Here is a 20,817-nt window from a genome sequence, read left to right as displayed (position 1 = left end):
CAGTGCAGGCCGGAACCCAAATATGCAAGGGATTGCATGGGTCGAGAGCGTAAGACTTCCTAAAGTCAGGCTACGGTTTCTCTTCTGCCGCTTCGACCACGGGAACAAAAAAACCGGTTTTCACGCGCTCCATCACCGCACTGCTGCGAAAGCGCTTTACGTTCTCTTCGGCAAAGAAATAGCGGCGGGTAAAAGCTTCGTAGTCGGCCATATCCTTGGCCGAAACGATCAGAATGAAATCAGCGCTCCCCGTCACATAATAGCATTGCATGACCTCGGGCGCGGACTCGATGCGCGCCTTGAAGCGGTCGATATCGGCAATCCGTTCGTTTTCGAGCGAAACCTCGACAATAAAGGTGATCCCCCGCCCGACCTTCTGGGGATTGAGAACTGCGATCTCTTTTTCAATATAGCCGCTTGATCTGAGCCGCGCGAGCCGCTTGCGGCATGCATCGGCAGAGAGCCCGACCAAGGGCGACAAGGCCTCGGCGGTGACGCGCGCGTCACGCTGAATGGCTTCGAGAATAAGGGCGTCGAATCGATCCATAAGCCATCTGGATCGGATTTTCGGCCTGATTGATAGAGAATTCACAATCACGCGCCGAAATTCGGCCTGAACGGGACCGAGATGACCGAAAATCCGCCCACCAAGGGTCAAATCATCCGAAAAGGGGCAGCGTGAATTTGCTAGGCTCCCGGAAAACCATGAGGAGCAGCCTTTGCCCAAGACCATCCCCAACCCGCTACGTGGTCAGACCCTTGATCTTGGCGTTCCGCTTCCCTGTCATGATGCACGCGGGGTCGAGACGCTTCTTGGGCGATGCCCTGCCTATCGGCAAACGCCGCTGATTCAGGTCCCACAGCTTGCCGCCCGAACCGGCGTGAGCGAAGTCTGGGTCAAGGACGAAAGCAACCGCATGGGTCTTGGGAGCTTCAAGGCGCTGGGCGCGGCTTTTGCCATCGCGCGCGAGGCTTGGACCCTTGGAAACACGGGGCCTTCGGCGCTATCGGGGCGGACCTATGTCACCGCCAGCGCGGGAAATCACGGTCTGTCGGTTGCCGCAGGTGCCGCGCTTTTCGGGGCACGTGCCGTGATTTACCTCTCGAAAACCGTTCCCGATGCTTTTGCCGAGCGACTACGCGCAAAGGGCGCCGAGGTTGTGATCCAAGGCGAAACCTATGAAGACAGCATGGCGGCAGCGATGGAGGCCGCTTCGGTTCAGGGGTGGACGCTTTTGTCCGACAGCTCGTGGCAGGGATATATCGAGATGCCCTATCGGGTGATGGAAGGCTATCTCATGCTGGCGGAGGAAACCGTCCGGCAAATGCAAACGCCCCCGACGCATATCCTCCTTCAAGCAGGGGTCGGCGGGCTTGCAGCAGCGGCGGCGGCTCTCTTCCGCAAGGCTTGGGGCGATGCGCCTGTCATCATCGTGGTCGAGCCGGAATACGCCCCCGCCATTCAACAAAGCCTTGTTGCCGGTCGGGCGATCGACACGACAGGCCCCGTGTCGAACATGGGCCGCCTTGATTGCAAAACGCCATCGCTCATTGCGCTTGCAGGACTGGCGCGGGATGCCGATCTTGCTTGCACCATCACCGAAGACGAAGCGACCGAGGGGGTGAGAGTTCTGGCGGAGCTTGGGATCGAGACAACGCCTTCGGGCGGCGCGGGGCTTGCGGCTTTGATCGCGGGGCTTGATCTTTCGCCGGATGCCCGTGTCCTTACCATCGTAAGCGAAGGGGCTGCCTGATGGAGCGCGCCTCGCTCGTCTTTCCTGCCGCCGAGTTCGAGGGCCGTTTGACCCGACTTAAACAACGTATGGAACAGGATACTCTCGATGCGCTGCTTCTCACCGCGCCTTCCGATATCTTTTATGTCACGGGGTTTTTGACGCGGTTTTGGGAAAGCCCCGCTCGGCCGTGGTTTGTCATCGTGCCCGCCTCGGGTGAACCGGTCGCAGTCATTCCCTCGATCGGACGCGATCTTATGGGCAAGACTTGGATCACCGATATCCGCACTTGGGATGCGCCCGATCCCTTTGACGATGGCGTCACCCTTTTGTCGCAGACCCTGAGCGAGGTTACGCCCCAAGGCGCAAGGATCGGAGTTCCGATGGGGCTCGAGACGCATCTGCGCATGCCGCTGGCCGATTTTCACAAGGTCGGGACACAGATCGGGACGCGACGCTTTGTGGACGCCACGCAGACGGTCCAGCGGGTGCGCGAAATCAAAACCGAGCGCGAAATCGAAAAGATCGAAACCGCTTGTTCCATTGCGGGCCGCGCTTTCGATCAGGTGCCCGCATTCGCCACCCAAGGGCAACCGCTCGACAGCGTATTCCGCAGGTTCCAGATCGCACTGCTCGAGCAAGGTGCGGATTGGGTGTCCTATACGGCGGGCGGCGCAGGACCTGACGGATACGGCGATGTCATCTCCCCTGCCCCTGCGGTGCCTTTGCAAAAGGGTGACATCCTCATGCTGGATACGGGCGCGGTCAAAGACGGCTATTTCTGTGATTTCGACCGCAACTACTCCGTCGGCCCGATTTCGGGCGAGGCCAAGCGCGTGCACGAGGCGCTTTGGCTCGCGACCGAACATGTCATTGAAACCCTGACAGTCGGAATGCGGGCCTGTGACGTGCACAGACTGCTTGTGGGATCGCTTGAAAAATCGGGGGTGACGGCAGGCGGGGGTCGGCTCGGCCACGGGCTCGGGGTCACATTGACCGAATGGCCGTCCTTCACGCCGCTCGATTCAACCGAGCTTGTCGCGGGAATGGTTCTCACACTCGAACCTGGAGCAATGGTGCGCGAAGGAACCTATATCGTGCACGAGGAAAACATCCTTTTGACCGAATACGGCGTGCGTCTTTTGTCGCCACGCGCACCCTTTGACATGATCGAGGTCTAGATGGAACGCTCGCCCTATAGTCTTGGAACCGACGCACGCCCCAAAATCGGGGTGATCGTGCTGGAAGCCGACGAAACGCTCGAAGACGATCTGCGCACCGTTTTTCCGGTGTCCGAAGCCAAACTGCACCTGAGCCGCATCCCTTCGGACCCAGAGGTGACGGTGGACACATTGGCTGCGATGGAGCGCGCCCTTCCTGCGGCTGCGCGGCTTCTCCCGACCGAGGCCCATTTCTCCGTCATCGGCTATGGCTGCACGTCGGGCACGAATGTGATCGGCGAGGCCCGCGTCGCCGAACTAGTGAAAAGCACGGCCCACACCGAGGCGGTGACGAACCCACTTACCGCAACATTCGAGGCACTGCGCGCCTTGGGCGTTGCGCGGCTCGGTCTTGTCTCGCCCTATATCGAAGAGGTGGCCGAGCCGCTCAAAGCCACGTTCGAAAGGCGCGGGCTTGTCGTTCCCCATGCGGTTACATTTGGCGAAAGCAGCGAATCTCGGGTTGCCTGTATCGACGAAAACTCGCTGAGGAACGCCGCCTATCGCATTGTTGAAAAAGAAAAAGTCGATGCGATTTTCATGTCCTGCACCAACCTTCGCACGCTTTCGCTCATCGCACCCCTCGAGGCCGAGATCGGCATTCCCGTTCTCAGCTCCAACCAGACTTTGACATGGCATCTTGCACGTCTGGGCGGGGTGACGGCTGAAAAACCACAGTTCGGACGCCTTTGGACCAAACCGCTTCCGCTCTGAGCTTTGCCTTGGTGTTCGAACGGTCTAGACTGCGGCAAGCCCGAGGAGCCCGAGTTTGCGCGAAGCAGATCTATATCCCCCCGTCAAAGCCTATCTCGAAGCCCAAGGCTATGAGGTGAAGTCCGAGATCGGCGCATGTGACGTTGTCGCCATGCGCGGGGACGAGCCGCCCGTCATCGTCGAACTCAAGCTCACCTTCTCGCTCGGCTTGATCTTTCAGGCGATCGAGCGCCAAACCGTCAGCGATGCAGTCTATATGGCGGTTCCCGTTTCGAAAGACCGCGGCTGGAAGCTGCGATACAAGGATATCGTGCGGCTTTGCAAAAGGCTCGGTCTGGGGCTTTTGGCGGTCGATGTCGCAAAAGGCACGGTGCAGGCGCATGTCGATCCAGAGGATCATGCACCCCGCAAGAACCGCAGGCGTCAGACACGGCTTTTAAGGGAGTTCGAACGGCGCGTAGGGGATCCCAATACGGGCGGCACCACGCGCGCAAAACAGATGACCTCCTATCGTCAGGATGCTTTGCGGTGCCTTGTGCGGCTCTCGGTCGGCCCCTCTGCCCCCGCAGCAATCAAAAACGCGCTCGGGGTCGAGCGGGCGGGTGATATTCTGCGCGCAGACCACTATGGCTGGTTCGAAAACATCGAAAGAGGCATATACGGCATCACGCCCAAAGGCCGTGAGGCTTTGGACGAGTTTGCCGAAGACATAAAAGCGCTCGGGCTTTAGTCCGCCATCGGCTCGGAGGTGATCACCTCGGCTCCGTTCTGGATTTCGGTGTAAAAACAGCTGCGCCGATTGGTGTGACAGGCAGGCCCCGTCTGGTTGACCTCGACCAGAATGCAGTCCCGATCACAATCGACGCGGAACGAGACAAGCTCTTGGACATGGCCCGATGTCTCGCCTTTGATCCAGAACGATTGGCGCGAGCGCGACCAATAGGTCACTTTGCCTGTCTCAAGGGTTTTCTGCACCGCTTCAGCATTCATCCAAGCCATCATGAGCACTTCGCCCGAGCTTGCATCCTGTGCGATCGCGGGGATCAGCCCTTTTTCATCATACTTTAGCGTCAAAGGATCGAAGCCCATCGTAAAAACCCTTTTGCCCTCGTCTGTTGCGCCCTATCTATGACATGCAAGTGCGAAAGGTAAACTCCGTGTCCGAGAATTCCGATCTGATCAAACTGTATTCGTCGCGCATTCTGGCGCTGACGGCCGATATTCCGCATACCAAACGGCTGGAAAATCCCGATGCAACGGTCAAGAAACGCTCGCCTTTGTGCGGCTCGACCGTGACCGTGGATATTAATTTCGCCGATGGGGTAATCAAAGACTTCGGACAGGACGTTAAAGCATGTGCGCTCGGTCAGGCATCGGCGGCCATCCTCGGGGCCGTTGTGATCGGCCGGACGCAAGAAGAAATCGAGCGCGCACGCGCTCAACTCCGCGCCATGCTCAAAGACGAAGGGCCAGTGCCGGATGCCCCATTCGACGCGTTGGAAAACCTCATTCCGGCGCGGGACTACAAGAACCGACACGCCTCGATCATGCTGGCGCTTGATGCAACAGCCGAGGCGATAACACAGGCAAAGCTCGCGACCTGACCCCACTTCTCGGGGCGCGAGCCCAAAGGGAGAATTGGATGACGTTGCAAGGACTAATCAGCAAAGCCTCCGATCGGCAGGGAAGCAGCAATCTCGACGAAATCACCAACGTCGGTTCGAGAATGGCTTTCGACGTGGTCGATCTTGCCGGCTTTCTGGATGAGACAGGGGTCAAGGCCCGTAATCAGCTCGTCCAAATGGCCGAGCTTCGGACCCAAGCCGAATTGATCCAGACAGCGAATGCTTCGGTTCAGGAGGCAATCGCGGAATCGACGACCTCCAGCCGTGAAACTCTGTCGAAGCTCAACGAGACGCTGCAAACGATCCGCGCCTCCAACCAGAAGAACGAGGATATCGCGCGTTGGGTCGCCTCGATCAGCGAACGGATGCAAAACATCGAAACGGCACTGCACGGTGTCGAAAAGCTCAACTCCGAAATTTCCGGGATCGCCCGTCAGGTCAATATTCTCGCCATCAATGCCAAGATCGAGGCTGTGCGTGCGGGTCAATCCGGGCGCGGCTTTGCAGTGGTTGCCGAAGCCATCACCGAGCTGTCACGCTCGACGACGCGCGCAGCGGCCGACGTGACCGACGGTATCGCCTCACTCGCCGAAGACCTCCGTGCCTTTGGCGCCGAAGCGCGCGGCGTTGCGAGCGATGCGAAAGTCGTCATCCAGAGCTTCGGCGGCACCAACACCCTTATGGACGGGATCGCGCAGCAAATGCATGGAACCGTTGCCAAGGGCGAAGACATGCAGCACCGCGCCGAGAGTATTTCCATCGCCGTCAGCACCTTTATGCCCGTGATCGAAGCGCTCGAGGATGCCTCTCAGGAAACATCCGATGGCGTGGAGCGATCACGCGAGCGCATCCACAATCTCGTGGATGACAGCGAGCGCGTGGTCAAGCTCGGCATTGCAAGCGGCGGTGTCACCGAAGATCAGAAGTTCATCTCTTATGTGACAAATGCAGCCAAAGAGATCAGCAGCGCCTTTACCCAAGCGGTCGAGCGCGGCGAAATTGCGATGTCGGATCTCTTTGATCGCAACTATGTGCCGATCCAAGGCAGCAATCCCGAACAATATATGACCCGCTTCACCAACTTTACGGATCGGCTTTTGCCCAAGTTCCAGGAACCCGCACTCAATCTCGATTCTAGGATCGTCTTTTGTGCCGCCGTGGACCAGAACGGCTATCTTCCGACCCACAACCACAAATTCGCCCGTCCGCAGAGCCCTGATCCGGTCTGGAACGCAGCAAATGCGCGCAACCGCCGTATGTTCAATGATCGTGTCGGTTTGAAAGCGGGCCAGAACCGCGACCAGTTCCTGATGCAGGTCTATCGCCGCGACATGGGCGGCGGCAATTTCGCATTGATGAAGGACCTTTCCGCTCCGATCATCGTCAAAGGCAAGCTCTGGGGCGGATTGCGCCTCGCCTACATCATCTAAGCCGCAAAAGAAAACCGCCGCACATCCGGGACGGGATGGCGGCGGGCAGGAAACGTATTCGTGTGGGAACCGGACACTTTGGGGTCAAAGACCCCGTGGACGGGACAGGCAGGTCGTCAGCGCGGTTTACGGGACTAAAGCGCGCTCTGTGTCCGGCACGAAACGTCAGGCAGAAAAGAGGCTAGGAAGGCAGAGCGAGCCATAGAGAATGATCGCCAAAGCAGCGACGCCAAGGGCATCTGCAACAAGGGTCTCACGCGAACGGGTCAATACGGTTTTAATGTCTTGGGCCATTGGACTGCTCCTTTGTTCCTGTTGCTACTTTGTTCTCACATGATTAACGTCCTGTAAAGAACTTTTTGAGAACAAAAGTGAACAAAAAGGGTCGTGAGCGCCTAACCCACTGATATTAAACGGATCGCTTTGTCCTGCTCCATCAGCCAAAGGAGAACACGAACCGCTTCTCCGCGCTTGGATCGAAGGCTCGGGTCATCCAGAAGAAGCTTTCTGGCATCGGATTGGGCCACCTGCATGAGTCGCACCTGCGATTCCAAATCGGCGATGCGGAACCGCGGCACACCCGACTGGGCAGTGCCGATCACATCGCCTGCCCCGCGCATGGCAAGATCCTCCTCCGAAATGCGAAAGCCGTCTTCCGTTTCGCGCAGAATTTCAAGACGCCGCTGACCGCTCTGGGTCAGGGGCGGTTGATACATCAATAGACAGGTCGAGGCCGCCGATCCCCGCCCGACGCGGCCGCGCAGCTGGTGAAGTTGCGCAAGACCGAAATGCTCGGCCCGTTCGATCACCATGATTGAGGCATTGGGCACATTGACCCCGACCTCGATTACGGTCGTCGCGACAAGAACCTTGGTCTCGCCCGCCACAAAGCGCGCCATCGCGGCATCCTTGTCGGCCGGCGGCATTTGCCCGTGCACCAGCCCGACATTGCCCTCGCCCAAAGCGGCACGAAGAAGCGCGAAACGCTGTTCTGCGGATACGAGGTCCGAAACCTCGCTCTCCTCGACGAGTGGGCAAACCCAATAGGCCTGCCGCCCCGAAGCCATCGCCGATCGAAGTTTCGCGACCACCTCGTCCAGCCGCCCGGTGCTGACCAGAGCCGTTTGCACCGGCGTTCGTCCGGGCGGCTTCTGGTCAAGAACCGAAACATCCATATCCCCGTATTGCGCAAGCGCCAAAGAGCGCGGGATCGGGGTTGCGGTCATCACCAGAACATCGACCGCATGGCCTTTGGACCCAAGCTCCATACGCTGGGCAACACCGAAGCGATGCTGTTCATCGATCACGGCAAGCCGAAGATCATGGAACTCCACATCCTTTTGGAACACTGCATGGGTGCCGACCAGAATATGGATGTTCCCCTCGCGAAGCGCTTTTAACTTGGCCTCGCGCTCTTTCCCCTTGTCGCGTCCCGTCAAAATCTCGAGAACGACCCCCGCCGCCTCGGCCAAGGGTTGCAATCCATCAAGATGCTGGCGGGCGAGGATCTCGGTCGGGGCCATCATCACGCCTTGCCCGCCCGCCTCGACCGCCACCAAGAGCGCCATAAGGGCCACAAGCGTTTTACCCGAGCCGACATCCCCCTGCAAAAGTCGGTTCATCCGCTGCGGCAACGCCATATCCGCAGCGATTTCATCGATGGAACGGCTCTGAGCGTCGGTTGGGGCATAGGGCAAACTTGCAAGCACCTTGGCCCGCAGCCGCCCATCGCCGCGGTTTTCGATCCCCTTGGCCCGCCGCACCGACTGGCGTGCAAGGGCGAGCGTGACCTGATGGGCAAAGAACTCGTCATAGGCAAGGCGCTGGCGTGCCTTGCTCTGGCCCGATAGATCCGCCCCGCTTTGCGGCGCATGCGCCGCGGTCATCGCCTCGGACCACGTGGGCCAGCCCTCGCTTGCGATCAAAGCCGGATCGGCCCATTCGTCAAGCTCGGGTGCAAGTGCAAGCGCCGAGCGTGACGCGCGATACATCACCTTTTGCGTCACGCCCGCCGTCAAAGGGTAAACAGGCTCATAGGCTGGGATATCGAGCGCCTCGTCGGGCTTCAGGATGAAATCGGGGTGCACCATCTGCGCAACCCCGTCAAAAAGCTCGACCTTACCCGAAACGACGCGCCGTGCCCCGACGGGCAACTGTTTTTCAAGATAATCGCCCCGTGCGTGAAAGAAAACGAGCTGCAATGTGCCGCCTGCATCGCTTGCCGTGATCCGATAGGGGCGCGACTTGTTTGCGGGTTTATGGTGCGACTGAACGGTAATTTCCACCGTGACCGTCGCAGGAAGCAGCGCCTCGCGCACAGACGCGATCGGGCGTCGATCCACCCCGCTGTGCGGCAGCGTAAAGAGCACATCGCGCGGCTTTTCGATATCCAGATGCTCCATCAAGGCAGCGATCTTGGGCCCGACCCCATCGAGAGCAGTCAGCTTGCCGAACAGCGGAAAAAGGATTTCGGGACGTCCGCTCATAGGCCCGCGATGAGCGCGATCCACGCATCTTCGTCAATCGTTTCGATCCCGAGCTCTTCGGCCTTTTTCGCTTTGGAGCCCGCGCCGGGTCCCGCAATCAGAAGATCGGTCTTGGCACTGACCGAGCCTGCAACTTTGGCCCCCAGCGCTTCGGCGCGAGATTTCGCCTCGGCGCGTGTCATTTTTTCGAGGGTGCCCGTAAAGACAAGGGTTTTACCGGCAACAGGGCTTCCGCTCGTATCCCGAAGTTCGACGTCCTCTACGTCGAGCTGCGCCACAAGCCGATCAATCGACGCGCGCTCTGCCGCTTGGTGAAAGGTGGTGACGACCGAGGCGGCAAGGACCGATCCTACGCCGTCGATGCTCACCAACTCCTCCCAAGCGGGACCCGACCCCACCTCGGCCGAGGTCATGGCACTCTCGAATGCGGCCCAGCTGAGGTAATGATTGGCCAAAAGCGCCCCGCCGTTTTCGCCAAGATGACGGATGCCAAGGGCAAAGAGTAACCGCGCAAGCGGTATTTTCCTTTTGCTATCAATCGCCTCAAAGAGTTTCTTCGCGCTCTTTTCACCAAACCCGTCGCGGTTTTTGAGCTTGGCAAGATTGCCGGCATCCCGCTCGGCCAGCGTGAAAATATCCGCAGGTTCCTTGATCGGCAAAACTTCGTCGTGAAAGAACATCTCGATCTGCTTGGCACCAAGCCCTTCAATGTCGAACGCGCCCCGAGAGACAAAGTGTTTCAACTTTTCAATGGCTTGCGCGGGACAAATCATGCCGCCCGTGCAGCGGCGCACAGCGTCGCCCTCTTCTCGGACGGCATCCGATCCACATTCGGGGCAAGTCTTCGGAAAAACATAAGGCTCCGCGTTTGGCGCGCGTTTACCAAGATCGACATCGGCAATTTTCGGGATGACGTCGCCCGCACGGTAAACCTGCACCCAGTCACCGACACGGATGTCGCGGCCTTCGCGGATCGGCTCGCCTTTGCTGTCGCGCCCTTCGATGTAATCCTCGTTGTGGAGCGTGGCGTTCGAGACGACAACGCCGCCGACCGTGACGGGCTTGAGCCGCGCCACAGGGCTGAGTGCGCCCGTTCGGCCGACCTGAATGTCAATGGCCTCGAGGGTCGTCCAAGCAAGCTCGGCGGGAAACTTATGCGCGGTCGCCCAACGGGGCGTGGTCGAGCGGAAACCGAGCCGCTGCTGGAGGCTCAGCGCGTTCACTTTGTAAACGACACCGTCGATGTCATAGCCAAGGGTCGCGCGCTGCGCTTCGATGCTCTTGTAATGGGCCAGCATCTCTTGGGGAGTTTCGCAGAGTTTGGTGAGCGGATTTGTCTGAAAACCCAGCGCCTTGAGCCGCTCGATCGCGCCGAATTGCGTCTCGGCCAGAGGTGCGCTCAGATCCCCCCATGCATAGGCAAAGAACCGCAGCGGGCGCGCTTCGGTGATCTTGGGATCAAGCTGGCGAAGAGACCCCGCCGCAGCATTCCGCGGGTTGGCAAAGGTTTTGCCCCCCGTTTGCGCATGCCGTTCATTGAGCGCGGCGAAATCCGCATGGGACATATAGACTTCGCCCCGCACCTCGAGAACATCGGGCGCACCTTGGAGCGTTTGCGGAATATCCTTGATCGTCAGAGCGTTGGCGGTCACATTTTCACCAACCTCGCCATCACCGCGCGTTGCGGCCTGAACCAGCTTGCCGCCTTCATAGCGGAGCGAAAGCGAGAGCCCGTCGATTTTGGGCTCCGACGTATAGGCCAGAGGGTCTTGGGCGCCCAAGTTCAGGAACTTGCGAACACGGGCATCGAATTCGGCGACTTCGTCATCCTCGAACAGGTTGCCGAGCGAGAGCATGCGCACAACGTGACGCACTTTGCCGAAACCCTCAGAGGGCGCAGCGCCGACCTGATCCGACGGGCTATCGGCACGTTTGAGATCGGGAAAACGGCTTTCTATTTCGGCGTTACGGCGCTTGGCGGCGTCGTAATCGGCATCAGACAAAACCGGCGCATCATCCGTGTGATAGGCAAGGTTGGCCTCTCCCAAGAGACGCGCAAGGCGATCAAGTTCGGCCCGCGCCTCGTCCCGAGTGAGATCGACAACGGCTTTGCTCTCAACAATGGCGTCTTGCACAGTCTTCCCCTAGCTCTATCGCCGCCTGCGCGGCACATCCTAGTTCTAGGGGGAGCCTCCCGCCACGTCCAGAGGGCGCGGCTCAAGCCGTTTGTGCCAGCCGCGCAGGTTCGGGATCGCGCAGCACATAACCCCGCCCCCAAACCGTTTCGATATGGTTTTCGCCACCCGTGGCTTCGGTAAGCTTTTTGCGAAGTTTGCAGATGAAAACGTCGATGATCTTGAGCTCGGGTTCATCCATTCCGCCGTAGAGATGGTTGAGGAACATCTCTTTGGTCAACGTTGTCCCCTTGCGAAGCGACAACAGTTCGAGCATCTGGTATTCCTTGCCCGTCAGGTGAACGGTATTCCCCTCGACATCAACCGTCTTGGCGTCGAGGTTCACATTCACGCGGCCCGTTTTGATCACCGATTGCGAATGCCCTTTGGACCGGCGGATGATCGCATGGATCCTCGCGACAAGCTCTTCGCGGTGGAAGGGCTTGGTCATATAGTCATCCGCTCCGAAGCCGAACCCCTTGAGCTTGCTTTCCGTGTTGTCGTCCCCGCTGAGGATCAGGATCGGCGTCTCGATCCGCGCCATACGCAATTGGCGCAAGACCTCGTGCCCGTTCATATCGGGAAGGTTGAGATCAAGCAGGATCAGATCGTAATCATAGAGTTTGGCAAGATCGATCCCCTCTTCGCCAAGGTCCGTCGAATAGACATTGACGTTGGCGTGGGTGAGCATGAGTTCAATGCTCTTCGAGGTAGTGGGGTCGTCTTCGACAAGCAACACGCGCATCGGCTTCTCCGTTGGATCTCCATTTCGCAACCAGTCTACTCATCAAATGGTTAATCACCCGTTACCGTGGAGAAACGATCGCATACGCAATCTAGGGTTGTCTATAGCGTTGTAGCGCCGTTGCCCGAAGCGCCGCCTCGCCATGGGTGTTGACGGCATTTTCCCATTCAGCGAATTCCTCCTCGCTCAGCCCATAGAGCGCCAGCGCTTCTTCTCTTTCGATCAGTCGGGCCCCGACCGCCCGCACCACGGCCGCCTTGCGCGAGGCCACCCAGCGCCGCACCCCCGCTTTGGGAAGATCGGCGCGGGTCATGGTTGTTCCATCGGCCAGCGTGACGATACGCGGCCCGTTCACCTTTTTCAGATACATGTCTCACCCCTTTGTGATCCGTATCGTGAAAATTACGGCGCGGAATTTAACGAGACCTGAAACCGCCCCTTGAGAGTATCTCGCATTTTCATATATTCCGACGCACCTCGGCCCTATGAACAAGGAGAGGCCCATGCCCCTCGAGACGCCCCTCAATTCCCTCGGCTTTGCCAAGCCGCCCAGCGAAACCCGCGTCGTCGTCGCGATGTCCGGCGGGGTCGACAGCTCTGTCGTGGCCGCGCAGCTTGCCGAAGAGGGCTACGACGTGGTGGGTGTCACGCTCCAGCTTTACGACCACGGGGCGGCGCTTGCGAAAAAGGGCGCCTGCTGTGCGGGCCGCGATATCCATGATGCGCGCCGCGTCGCCGAAGAGATGGGCTTTCCGCATTATGTCCTCGACTACGAGAACATCTTCAAAGACGCGGTGATCGACGAATTCGCCGAGAGTTACCTTGCGGGGGCGACGCCTGTGCCCTGCATCCGCTGCAACGAGCGGGTCAAGTTCAAGGACCTTCTCCAGACCGCCAAGGACCTTGACGCGGACTGTATGGCGACGGGCCATTACATCCAGCGCAAGATGGGCGCCAAGGGCCCCGAGCTGCATTGCGCGACGGATGCGAACCGTGACCAGTCCTATTTCCTCTTTTCCACCACGCCCGAGCAGCTTGATTACCTGCGCTTCCCGCTGGGCCACCTGCCGTCCAAGGACGCGACTCGTGCGCTTGCGGCGAAATACGGGCTGGCCGTGGCGGACAAGCCCGACAGTCAGGACATCTGCTTTGTGCCCAACGGCAACTATGCCTCGGTGATCGAGAAACTCCGCCCCGGTGCCGCCGAGGAAGGCGAGATCGTGGACACCGAAGGCAACGTGCTCGGCACCCATCGCGGCGTGATCCATTACACCATCGGCCAGCGCCGCGGTCTGGGGATCGGGGGCCTTGCCGACCCGCTCTATGTGGTGCGGCTCGATGTGGACAAGAAACAGGTGGTGGTCGGCCCCAAGGACCTCCTTGCCACGCGGACGGTCCCCGTGCGCGAGATCAACTGGCTTGGGGATGAACCCTTCGAGAGCCGCAAGGAGTGGCATGTCTCGGTCAAAGTCCGCTCGACCCGCCCGCCCGCCGAGGCCATCATCCGCCCCCTCTCGGCCACGACAGCCGAGGTCGAACTTATGACCGCCGAAGAAGGCGTCTCCCCCGGTCAGGCCTGTGTCTTCTACGAGACCGACAGCAGCCGCATTCTAGGCGGCGGCTGGATTTGGCGGGGGTGGTGACAACAATCTTGAGTTGCTAAACCAGATGAAAAAAGCAATCCTCGTTGAAAACGGGGAAAAATGCTTTGCTTATAGATTCGCTCGAATACTACAGTGTATTTTCAGAAAATTTTAAGGGAACACCGCATGGGTGGCACCGCATTCTGAATTGCAACTTTCTTGTAGGAGAAAACAGCACTGGAAAATCTAGCTTCACTCAATTGATCGAACTACTAGATTCAAGACACCACCTTCATTACTTTGATGTACTTGGTTCAGTGGACGGTATAGAAACTGTATTTGACGTAGTTTCGAGGTTGAGCGGCTCAAAAGAGTTCACTGTTGGTTTTATCACGAGAAGGAAAAATCAAGAGAACGGCAAATTGAATGGCAGACTGATTACCTATAAAGTAATTGGCGAAAACCTAAAAATACAAAAGATTACACTTCTAAATGAAAATGCTATAAGTCAACTAACAAGGACAAAAAGAAAAGGCAAGAATTCGATAGGTTATCGCTCAAGTCATTTTGATCCTCTTGAATTTGAAAACACTGACGAAGTTCGTAGCCACCTGCAAAAACACCACTTCGAGAAGCCTAAAAGGTTTCAAAAATACAGAGATATCGATTCACCCCCACTAAACGATGGCTGGGATTGGGTATATTCGATCAATCAATTTGAAGAAAATCCAACATGGAGAGAATACCCTCCACTTGAAGGTGTACTTGCTCATGGTCCAATGAGAGCAATACCAAACAGGATGCACCACGGAGTAAAAAATAGATTCACCAAAGATGGCAAGCATACTCCATATATGCTCAAGGACTTGCTGGCTGACAATCCAGCACTTTCGAATTCCATCAATAGCTTTGGACAAAGCAGTGGGCTTTTTGATGCAATTGAAGTAAGCACAATCAAAACAAAAATTAAGGGAAACCCGTTCGTTATCCAAGCAAGAAAAGGAAATAAATACTTCTATATTGATGAACTCGGCTTTGGTGTTGGACAGGTGCTCCCGATTATCGCAGATATTCTTGTCTACGACAGAGGAAGCGCTTTCCTAGTTCAACAACCTGAGCTTCATTTGCACCCCCGCGCGCAAGCCGCGCTCGGAGACTTATTTCACAAAGCCTCAGCAAAACGAAATATATTTATCGTTGAGACACATAGTGATTTTCTAATCGATAGATTTAGAATATCCAATGCCAAATCAGATCAAAAGGTTTCAGCTCAAGTTTTGTTCTTCCACAAAGAAGAGAGTAGAAATGTGGCGTTTGAGATTAATATTGGTGGCGATGGAAAATTTAGCGAAGCACCAACAGAGTTCAGGGATTTCTTTTTAAAAGAAACCCTCGATAAACTGGAGTACCTTTGATGAAAAGGTATATTCTTGACACGTGCGTTGACATAAAACCAGACCAAGCCAACTATCCGAAATATTTTTTTGATGACCTGAAATCGTCTAAATTCACTGTCAAAATAGTAATTGGTGGCTCTAAGTGCTTGAACGAAATCGCAACAAAAAGATCACTCGCTGAGTTAGTGAATTACCTAAGCGATATAGGAAGAGTAATAAAAATAGAAAAAGAAAGAGTTGACAGCTCTGAAACTGAGATAAGAGAACGCATTCTAAGAAAATTTGGAAAAATTGATGCAGCCTGCGATGATCTACATATTTTCGCATTGGCTCGTGAGAGCAATTGCTTATATGTAATCTCACGAGACGACAGAATGGCAAAATGTCGTGACATAATTAGAAACAACATTGGACACAAACACTGCCCCAATATTAAAATTATCGCTAGTGAAGAAACATATAAGATGTCAAAAGTCTAATATTCACTTACCCGCCACCTTCTCCGCCAAGTCCCGCGCAATCGCAAACGCGCCCTTGATCTTGTCGGCGTCCTTCACCCAGTCGCGGCGGATGACGATCTTGTTGTCTTTGACTTTGGCGAGGCCCTTCTGGTCGTTGATGAACTCCACAAGACCCGCAGGGGATGCGAATTTGTCGTTGTGGAAGCGGATCGTCGCGCCTTTGGGGCCGCCGTCGAGGTGGCTGATCCCTGCCTTTTTGCACATGGCCTTGATCCGCACGATGAGGAGGAGCGTGTTGACCTCTTTGGGGAGTTTACCGAAGCGGTCGATCAGCTCGGCGGCAAAGCCTTCGAGTTCCACCTTGGTCGACAGATCCGAGAGGCGGCGATAAAGCCCGAGGCGCACGTCGAGATCGGGGACATAGCTCTCGGGGATGAGAACGGGCACGCCGAGGTTGATCTGCGGCGCCCATTGGCCCGTGTCGTCGCCCAGCATGCCTTCGCCGCCGCCTGACTTGATGCGGGCGATCTCGTCCTCGAGCATCTGTTGATAAAGCTCGAAACCGACCTCGCGCATCTGGCCCGACTGCTCTTCGCCAAGGAGGTTCCCTGCCCCGCGGATATCAAGGTCCTGACTGGCAAGGGTGAAGCCTGCCCCAAGGGTGTCGAGGCTCCCCAGAACGCGCAGACGCTTCTCGGCTTGCGGAGTGAGTTTGGCACGCGGTTTGGTGGTCAGATAGGCATAGGCGCGAATTTTCGAGCGGCCGACGCGCCCCCTGATCTGATAGAGCTGGGCAAGGCCGAACATATCCGCACGGTGCACGATCATCGTGTTGGCGGTCGGAATGTCGAGACCGGATTCCACAATCGTGGTCGCGATGAGCACATCATATTTGCCGTCGTAAAAGGCGTTCATGCGGTCATCAAGCTCACCCGCCGCCATTTGCCCGTGGGCAATGACATAAGTGACCTCGGGGACTTCGCGTTTGACCCAATCCTCGATCTCGGCAAGGTCGGTGATGCGCGGCACCACGAAGAAGGACTGCCCGCCGCGATAATGCTCGCGCAGAAGCGCCTCGCGTAGGGTGACGGTGTCGAACTCGGACACATAGGTGCGGATCGCCAGACGGTCGATGGGCGGTGTGCCGATGATCGAAAGTTCGCGCACGCCCGAGAGCGAAAGCTGGAGCGTGCGGGGGATCGGTGTTGCGGTAAGCGTCAGCACGTGGATGTTCGAGCGCATCTGCTTGAGGCGCTCTTTGTGCTGGACGCCGAAATGCTGTTCCTCGTCGATGATGAGAAGGCCGAGGTTCTTGAACTTCACCGACTTGGCAAGGAGGGCATGGGTGCCGATGACGATATCCACCTGCCCGTTCGTCATGCCCTCGCGGGTGCGGGCGGCGTCACCTGCCGACACAAAGCGCGAGAGCGGCGCGACATTGATCGGAAAGCCGCGGAACCGCTCGGCAAAGCTCTTGTAATGCTGGCGGGCAAGGAGCGTGGTCGGCGCGATAAGCGCAACCTGAACCCCCGACATGGCGGCAACAAAGGCGGCGCGGATCGCGACCTCGGTCTTGCCGAAGCCGACGTCGCCGCAAATAAGACGATCCATCGGCGAACCGCTGTCCAGATCGTCGAGCACATCCGCGATGGCCTGAAGCTGGTCATCGGTCTCGGCATAGGGGAAACGCGCAAGGAATTGGTCCCACATCCCGTCAGGCGGCGTGAGCACGGGCGCTTTGCGCAGGTGACGCTCGGCCGCGACACGGATAAGCCGTTCGGCCATCTGGCGGATGCGTTCCTTGAGCCGTGCCTTTTTCGCCTGCCATGCGCCGCCGCCCAGACGGTCGAGAAGCCCCTCTTCATGGCCAAAGCGCGAGAGGAGTTCGATATTCTCGACAGGCAGATACAGCTTGGCGTTTTCGGCGTATTCCAGTGCAATGCATTCATGTGCTGCGCCGGCCGCAGTAACCACCTCGAGCCCGAGGAAACGACCCACACCGTGATCGACGTGGACGACGAGATCCCCCGGAGAGAGGCTCTGGGTTTCGGTAAGGAAATTCTCGGCGCGGCGCTTTTTGCGGGTCTGGCGGATCAAACGGTCGCCAAGGACGTCCTGCTCTGAAATGACGGTGAGTTCTTTGGTTTCGAACCCGTGGTCAAGCGGCCAGACGGTCAGATGGATACCCGATTTTCCGACGCGAGAATGATCGGTGATCTCGATCGTCTCGCCGATGCCTTCATCCTCGAGAAGTCCCATGAGGCGCTCTCGCGCGCCCTCGGAATAGGAGGCGATGACGACGGGTCCCTTGTCCAGCTTGGTCTTGATATGGGCCGTGAGGGAGCCGAAGAGGCTAATGCTTTCTTGCTGGCGTTCGGGGGCGAAATCGCGACCGATACGACCGCCTGCGTCGATGACGCCCGGACCGAGAGATTGCGGCAGAGCGGTGAATTGCAGAACGCGGCGCGCACCGACCTTGGCGTCCCATGCCACATCATCAAGATAGAGCGTTTCGGGCGGTGCGGGTTTGTAAACGCTGTCCACGCGGCTCTTTTGCTTGAGTGCGAACATACGGGTTTCGTATTGGTCGGTGATCGACGTCCAGCGGGCATCGCGGCTTGCCGCCATTTGATCATCGAGCGTGATCGTTGCTTTGGGCAAATAATCGAACAAGGTTTCAAGCTCGTCATGGAAAAACCCGAGCCAGTGTTCGATCCCTGCGTGTTTGCGCCCGGCAGAAACGGCCTCGTAAAGAGGATCATCGGTGCCAGCGGCCCCGAATTCGATGCGGTAGTTCTGACGGAAACGCGTTATGGCCGCATCGTCGAGGATCACCTCGGAAACGGGCGCAAGTTCGACGACCGAAAGCTTTTCTGTGGTGCGCTGCGTGGCGGGATCAAAACGGCGCGCGGCGTCGAGTGTATCACCGAACAGATCAAGCCGAACAGGCCCCGCTTCGCCTGGTGAATAGATGTCGATGATACCGCCGCGGATCGCGTAATCCCCCGGCTCCATCACGGTCGGGCTTTGGGTAAAGCCCATACGCACGAGGAAACGGCGCAGCCCCTCTTCATCGATGCGGCTCCCCACATGAGCGGTAAAGGCCGCCTCGCGCAGGACCGAGCGCGCGGGGATTTTCTGTGTTGCCGCGTTGAGCGTTGTCAGAAGGATGAACTTTTCAGGCATCCCATGCGCAAGCCCCGCCAAAGTCGCCATCCGCGCCGCAGAAATATCGGCATTGGGAGAGACGCGGTCATAAGGCAAGCAGTCCCATGCAGGAAACACCACGACGGGCATCGAGGGATCGAAATATTCAAGCGCCGCCTGCATCGCCGCCATACGCTTGTCGTCCCGCGCGATATGGAGCACGGGTCCGCCCGACTTGGCGACTTCGTTGAGAATGAGACGGGCGTCAAACCCTTCGGGAGCGCCGCTGACGGTGATATGGTTCATGGATTGCATGGCACTCACCTACCCCGACAACGGGTTTTGTCAATGGCTCCGTACGGGTCAAAATCCGTGGGGCACCAAAAGGTTCTGATACATCCCGAACATCGCGGTCACAAAGATCGTCGCAAGGCCGACGATCTGGACAACAAAGCGATGACGGCGCAGCAGCGAAAAGAGCTGTTCGTCCCGCGGGATTTGCTCGACGATGATCGTCGCAAGCGAAAGACGCAGCGCCGCGACAAAGGCGCTCGGCCCCACAAGAAAGAGAACCGCTTGGGCAAATTCGATGCGGTACCAAGCCGCGAGCACAAGAAGAGATGTGACGATAAAGGAAAAGACCCCAAGGCCCACAAGCCCGACGCCCCGCGATATGGCCAAAAGCCGCCGCGCGTTGATCATCAAAAGGATCTCGAGATCTTCAAGGGCCTGCCCGCCCTCGCGGCGCGCGCGCATCACCATATCGTTCGGCACGCCAAGCACAAAGTAGCTCGCCGAAGACCAAATCACCGCAAGCCCGATCCAATACCAAAGATTGGAAAACGAGCGCAGGTCTATTACTTCGAAAATCGTGTCGAATAGCGTCATATGCGTTAAGCTACGTCTTTAGAGTTGAAGCGGACCCTAACGGCTCGCTTGAACAAAGCCCAGACTTGTCGTGAGGGAAAATACATGGCACCCGTGTGCTGTGACATGAAAGGCATTGAGATGAAACCGACCGTTGCGCCCTATCCGATGACCCGCTTGCGCCGTTTGCGCAAATCCCCCGCTCTGCGCGCTTTGACGCGTGAAAACACGCTCACGCCCGATGATTTCATCTGGCCGGTGTTTCTTATGGCGGGCAAGGATGACGAGACCGTTATTCCGTCGATGCCCGGTGTCACGCGCAAAACCGTCGACCGCGTCGTCAAAGCCGCGCAAGAAGCCTACGACCTCGGGATCCCTGCAATCTGTCTGTTTCCCTATACCTCGATGGAGCATCGCACCGAAGATTGCGCTGAGGCATGGAATCCGAACAATCTCACCAATACGGCCATTCGCGCGATCAAGGACGCAGTCCCCGAGATTGCAATCATGACCGACATCGCGCTCGATCCCTATAACATCAACGGCCATGACGGCTATGTTCAAGACGGTGAAATCCTGAACGATGAAACCGTTGAGGCCTTGGTCAAGATGGCTCTGGCCCAAGCGGAAGCAGGGGCCGATATACTTGGCCCTTCGGATATGATGGACGGCCGGATCGGCGCCATCCGCTCGGCGCTGGAAAGCGAAGGACATCAAAAGGTTGCGATCCTGTCTTACACCGCGAAATACGCCTCGGCCTTTTATGGACCGTTCCGCGACGCGGTGGGCGCAAGCGGCGCGTTGAAGGGCGACAAGAAAACCTATCAGATGGACCCCGCCAATTCCGACGAGGCGCTGCGACTGGTCGAACGCGACCTCATGGAAGGCGCGGATATGGTCATGGTGAAACCCGGAATGCCCTATCTCGACATTTGTCGCCGCGTCAAAGACACCTTTGCCGTGCCGACCTATGCCTATCAGGTTTCGGGCGAATACGCGATGATCCAAGCCGCCGTTCAAAACGGTTGGCTCGACGGTGAAAAAGTCATGCTCGAAAGCCTTTTGGCCTTCAAACGTGCGGGCTGCGACGGCATTCTCACCTATTTCGCGCCCCAAGCGGCAAAGGCGCTATACCGCTGATCCCTCTCGCGCCTGTATCTTGGAGATGACAGGCGCGAAAATACCGCCTATAGTTCAAACCCATAAAGAGCGGCCAAGCCGCCATTCATAACGAG

At 57.7% G+C, this 20,817-nt stretch carries 19 protein-coding genes; 10 read left to right on the top strand and 9 right to left on the bottom strand.

The annotated features are described in order from the left end of the window. Positions 1 to 70 precede the first annotated feature (70 nt). Complete coding sequence (locus QQG91_RS06310) at positions 71 to 547, bottom strand: Lrp/AsnC family transcriptional regulator (protein WP_285772120.1); 477 nt, start codon at positions 545 to 547, stop codon at positions 71 to 73. 172 nt (positions 548 to 719) lie between these two features. Here QQG91_RS06310 and QQG91_RS06305 point away from each other — a divergent pair, with 172 nt between their 5' ends. Genes QQG91_RS06305 through QQG91_RS06290 form a run of 4 tightly spaced genes read left to right on the top strand, consistent with a single transcriptional unit; the run spans position 720 to position 4,397 of the window. After that, positions 720 to 1,754, top strand: coding sequence for a pyridoxal-phosphate dependent enzyme (locus QQG91_RS06305; protein ID WP_285772119.1), 1,035 nt, complete (start codon positions 720 to 722; stop codon positions 1,752 to 1,754). Further along, entirely contained in the window at positions 1,754 to 2,914 is a 1,161-nt protein-coding gene (locus QQG91_RS06300; protein WP_285772118.1) for a M24 family metallopeptidase, read from the top strand. Before QQG91_RS06305 ends, QQG91_RS06300 begins: the two co-directional genes overlap by 1 nt. Next, positions 2,915 to 3,667, top strand: a complete 753-nt coding sequence (locus QQG91_RS06295) for a maleate cis-trans isomerase family protein (protein ID WP_285772117.1) — start codon at positions 2,915 to 2,917, stop codon at positions 3,665 to 3,667. Positions 3,668 to 3,722: 55 nt separating this feature from the next. After that, positions 3,723 to 4,397 (top strand): DUF2161 domain-containing phosphodiesterase, encoded by a 675-nt coding sequence (locus tag QQG91_RS06290; RefSeq protein WP_285772116.1) that lies wholly within the window; start codon positions 3,723 to 3,725, stop codon positions 4,395 to 4,397. On the opposite strand, the gene hisI is transcribed toward QQG91_RS06290, so the two are convergent. Further along, positions 4,394 to 4,756, bottom strand: a complete 363-nt coding sequence (gene hisI / locus QQG91_RS06285) for a phosphoribosyl-AMP cyclohydrolase (protein WP_285772115.1) — start codon at positions 4,754 to 4,756, stop codon at positions 4,394 to 4,396. The two genes, QQG91_RS06290 and hisI, sit on opposite strands and share 4 nt — an antisense overlap. A 68-nt stretch (positions 4,757 to 4,824) precedes the next feature. Between hisI and QQG91_RS06280 the strand changes: the two genes are divergently transcribed. Together QQG91_RS06280 and QQG91_RS06275 are read left to right on the top strand one after the other, a co-directional pair. Continuing rightward, complete coding sequence (locus tag QQG91_RS06280) at positions 4,825 to 5,271, top strand: iron-sulfur cluster assembly scaffold protein (protein ID WP_285772114.1); 447 nt, start codon at positions 4,825 to 4,827, stop codon at positions 5,269 to 5,271. A gap of 38 nt (positions 5,272 to 5,309) precedes the next feature. Then, entirely contained in the window at positions 5,310 to 6,722 is a 1,413-nt protein-coding gene (locus QQG91_RS06275) for a methyl-accepting chemotaxis protein (RefSeq protein ID WP_285772113.1), read from the top strand. Between the two features lie 165 nt (positions 6,723 to 6,887). Here QQG91_RS06275 and QQG91_RS06270 read toward each other — a convergent pair whose 3' ends face one another. The 5 genes from QQG91_RS06270 to sciP form a co-directional block, all read right to left on the bottom strand. Beyond that, positions 6,888 to 7,016 (bottom strand): hypothetical protein, encoded by a 129-nt coding sequence (locus QQG91_RS06270; protein ID WP_285772112.1) that lies wholly within the window; start codon positions 7,014 to 7,016, stop codon positions 6,888 to 6,890. 101 nt (positions 7,017 to 7,117) lie between these two features. Further along, positions 7,118 to 9,208, bottom strand: a complete 2,091-nt coding sequence (gene recG / locus QQG91_RS06265; protein ID WP_285772111.1) for an ATP-dependent DNA helicase RecG — start codon at positions 9,206 to 9,208, stop codon at positions 7,118 to 7,120. After that, positions 9,205 to 11,343 carry an NAD-dependent DNA ligase LigA gene (ligA, locus tag QQG91_RS06260; protein ID WP_502881589.1) on the bottom strand — a complete coding sequence of 713 codons (2,139 nt, stop codon included), beginning with the start codon at positions 11,341 to 11,343 and terminating at the stop codon, positions 9,205 to 9,207. The genes recG and ligA overlap by 4 nt, the downstream gene beginning before the upstream one ends. A gap of 82 nt (positions 11,344 to 11,425) precedes the next feature. After that, positions 11,426 to 12,127, bottom strand: a complete 702-nt coding sequence (gene ctrA, locus QQG91_RS06255) for a response regulator transcription factor CtrA (RefSeq protein WP_285772110.1) — start codon at positions 12,125 to 12,127, stop codon at positions 11,426 to 11,428. Between the two features lie 91 nt (positions 12,128 to 12,218). Then, positions 12,219 to 12,497 (bottom strand): CtrA inhibitor SciP, encoded by a 279-nt coding sequence (gene sciP, locus QQG91_RS06250; protein WP_285772109.1) that lies wholly within the window; start codon positions 12,495 to 12,497, stop codon positions 12,219 to 12,221. 133 nt (positions 12,498 to 12,630) lie between these two features. Between sciP and mnmA the strand changes: the two genes are divergently transcribed. The 3 genes from mnmA to QQG91_RS06235 are packed head-to-tail and all read left to right on the top strand — an operon-like array spanning position 12,631 to position 15,586. Next, positions 12,631 to 13,770, top strand: coding sequence for a tRNA 2-thiouridine(34) synthase MnmA (gene mnmA / locus QQG91_RS06245; RefSeq protein WP_285772108.1), 1,140 nt, complete (start codon positions 12,631 to 12,633; stop codon positions 13,768 to 13,770). Between the two features lie 44 nt (positions 13,771 to 13,814). Beyond that, on the top strand, positions 13,815 to 15,125 hold the full coding sequence (locus QQG91_RS06240) for an AAA family ATPase (protein WP_285772107.1): 1,311 nt from the start codon (positions 13,815 to 13,817) through the stop codon (positions 15,123 to 15,125). Next, entirely contained in the window at positions 15,125 to 15,586 is a 462-nt protein-coding gene (locus tag QQG91_RS06235) for a hypothetical protein (protein WP_285772106.1), read from the top strand. Before QQG91_RS06240 ends, QQG91_RS06235 begins: the two co-directional genes overlap by 1 nt. Positions 15,587 to 15,589: 3 nt before the next feature. Here QQG91_RS06235 and mfd read toward each other — a convergent pair whose 3' ends face one another. Continuing rightward, positions 15,590 to 19,030 carry a transcription-repair coupling factor gene (gene mfd / locus QQG91_RS06230; protein WP_285772105.1) on the bottom strand — a complete coding sequence of 1,147 codons (3,441 nt, stop codon included), beginning with the start codon at positions 19,028 to 19,030 and terminating at the stop codon, positions 15,590 to 15,592. Between the two features lie 48 nt (positions 19,031 to 19,078). Continuing rightward, a complete protein-coding gene (locus QQG91_RS06225; protein WP_285772104.1) occupies positions 19,079 to 19,603 on the bottom strand; it encodes a component of SufBCD complex in 525 nt (174 codons plus the stop codon). Positions 19,604 to 19,723: 120 nt separating this feature from the next. On the opposite strand from QQG91_RS06225, the gene hemB reads away from it, so the two are divergent. After that, on the top strand, positions 19,724 to 20,722 hold the full coding sequence (gene hemB, locus QQG91_RS06220; RefSeq protein ID WP_285772103.1) for a porphobilinogen synthase: 999 nt from the start codon (positions 19,724 to 19,726) through the stop codon (positions 20,720 to 20,722). Positions 20,723 to 20,817 lie beyond the last annotated feature (95 nt).

The organism is Marivivens sp. LCG002, assembly GCF_030264275.1.
Classification (GTDB): domain Bacteria; phylum Pseudomonadota; class Alphaproteobacteria; order Rhodobacterales; family Rhodobacteraceae; genus Marivivens.
Note: the sequence above shows the minus strand (reverse complement) of the source record. Positions and strands in the feature narration are given on the sequence as shown.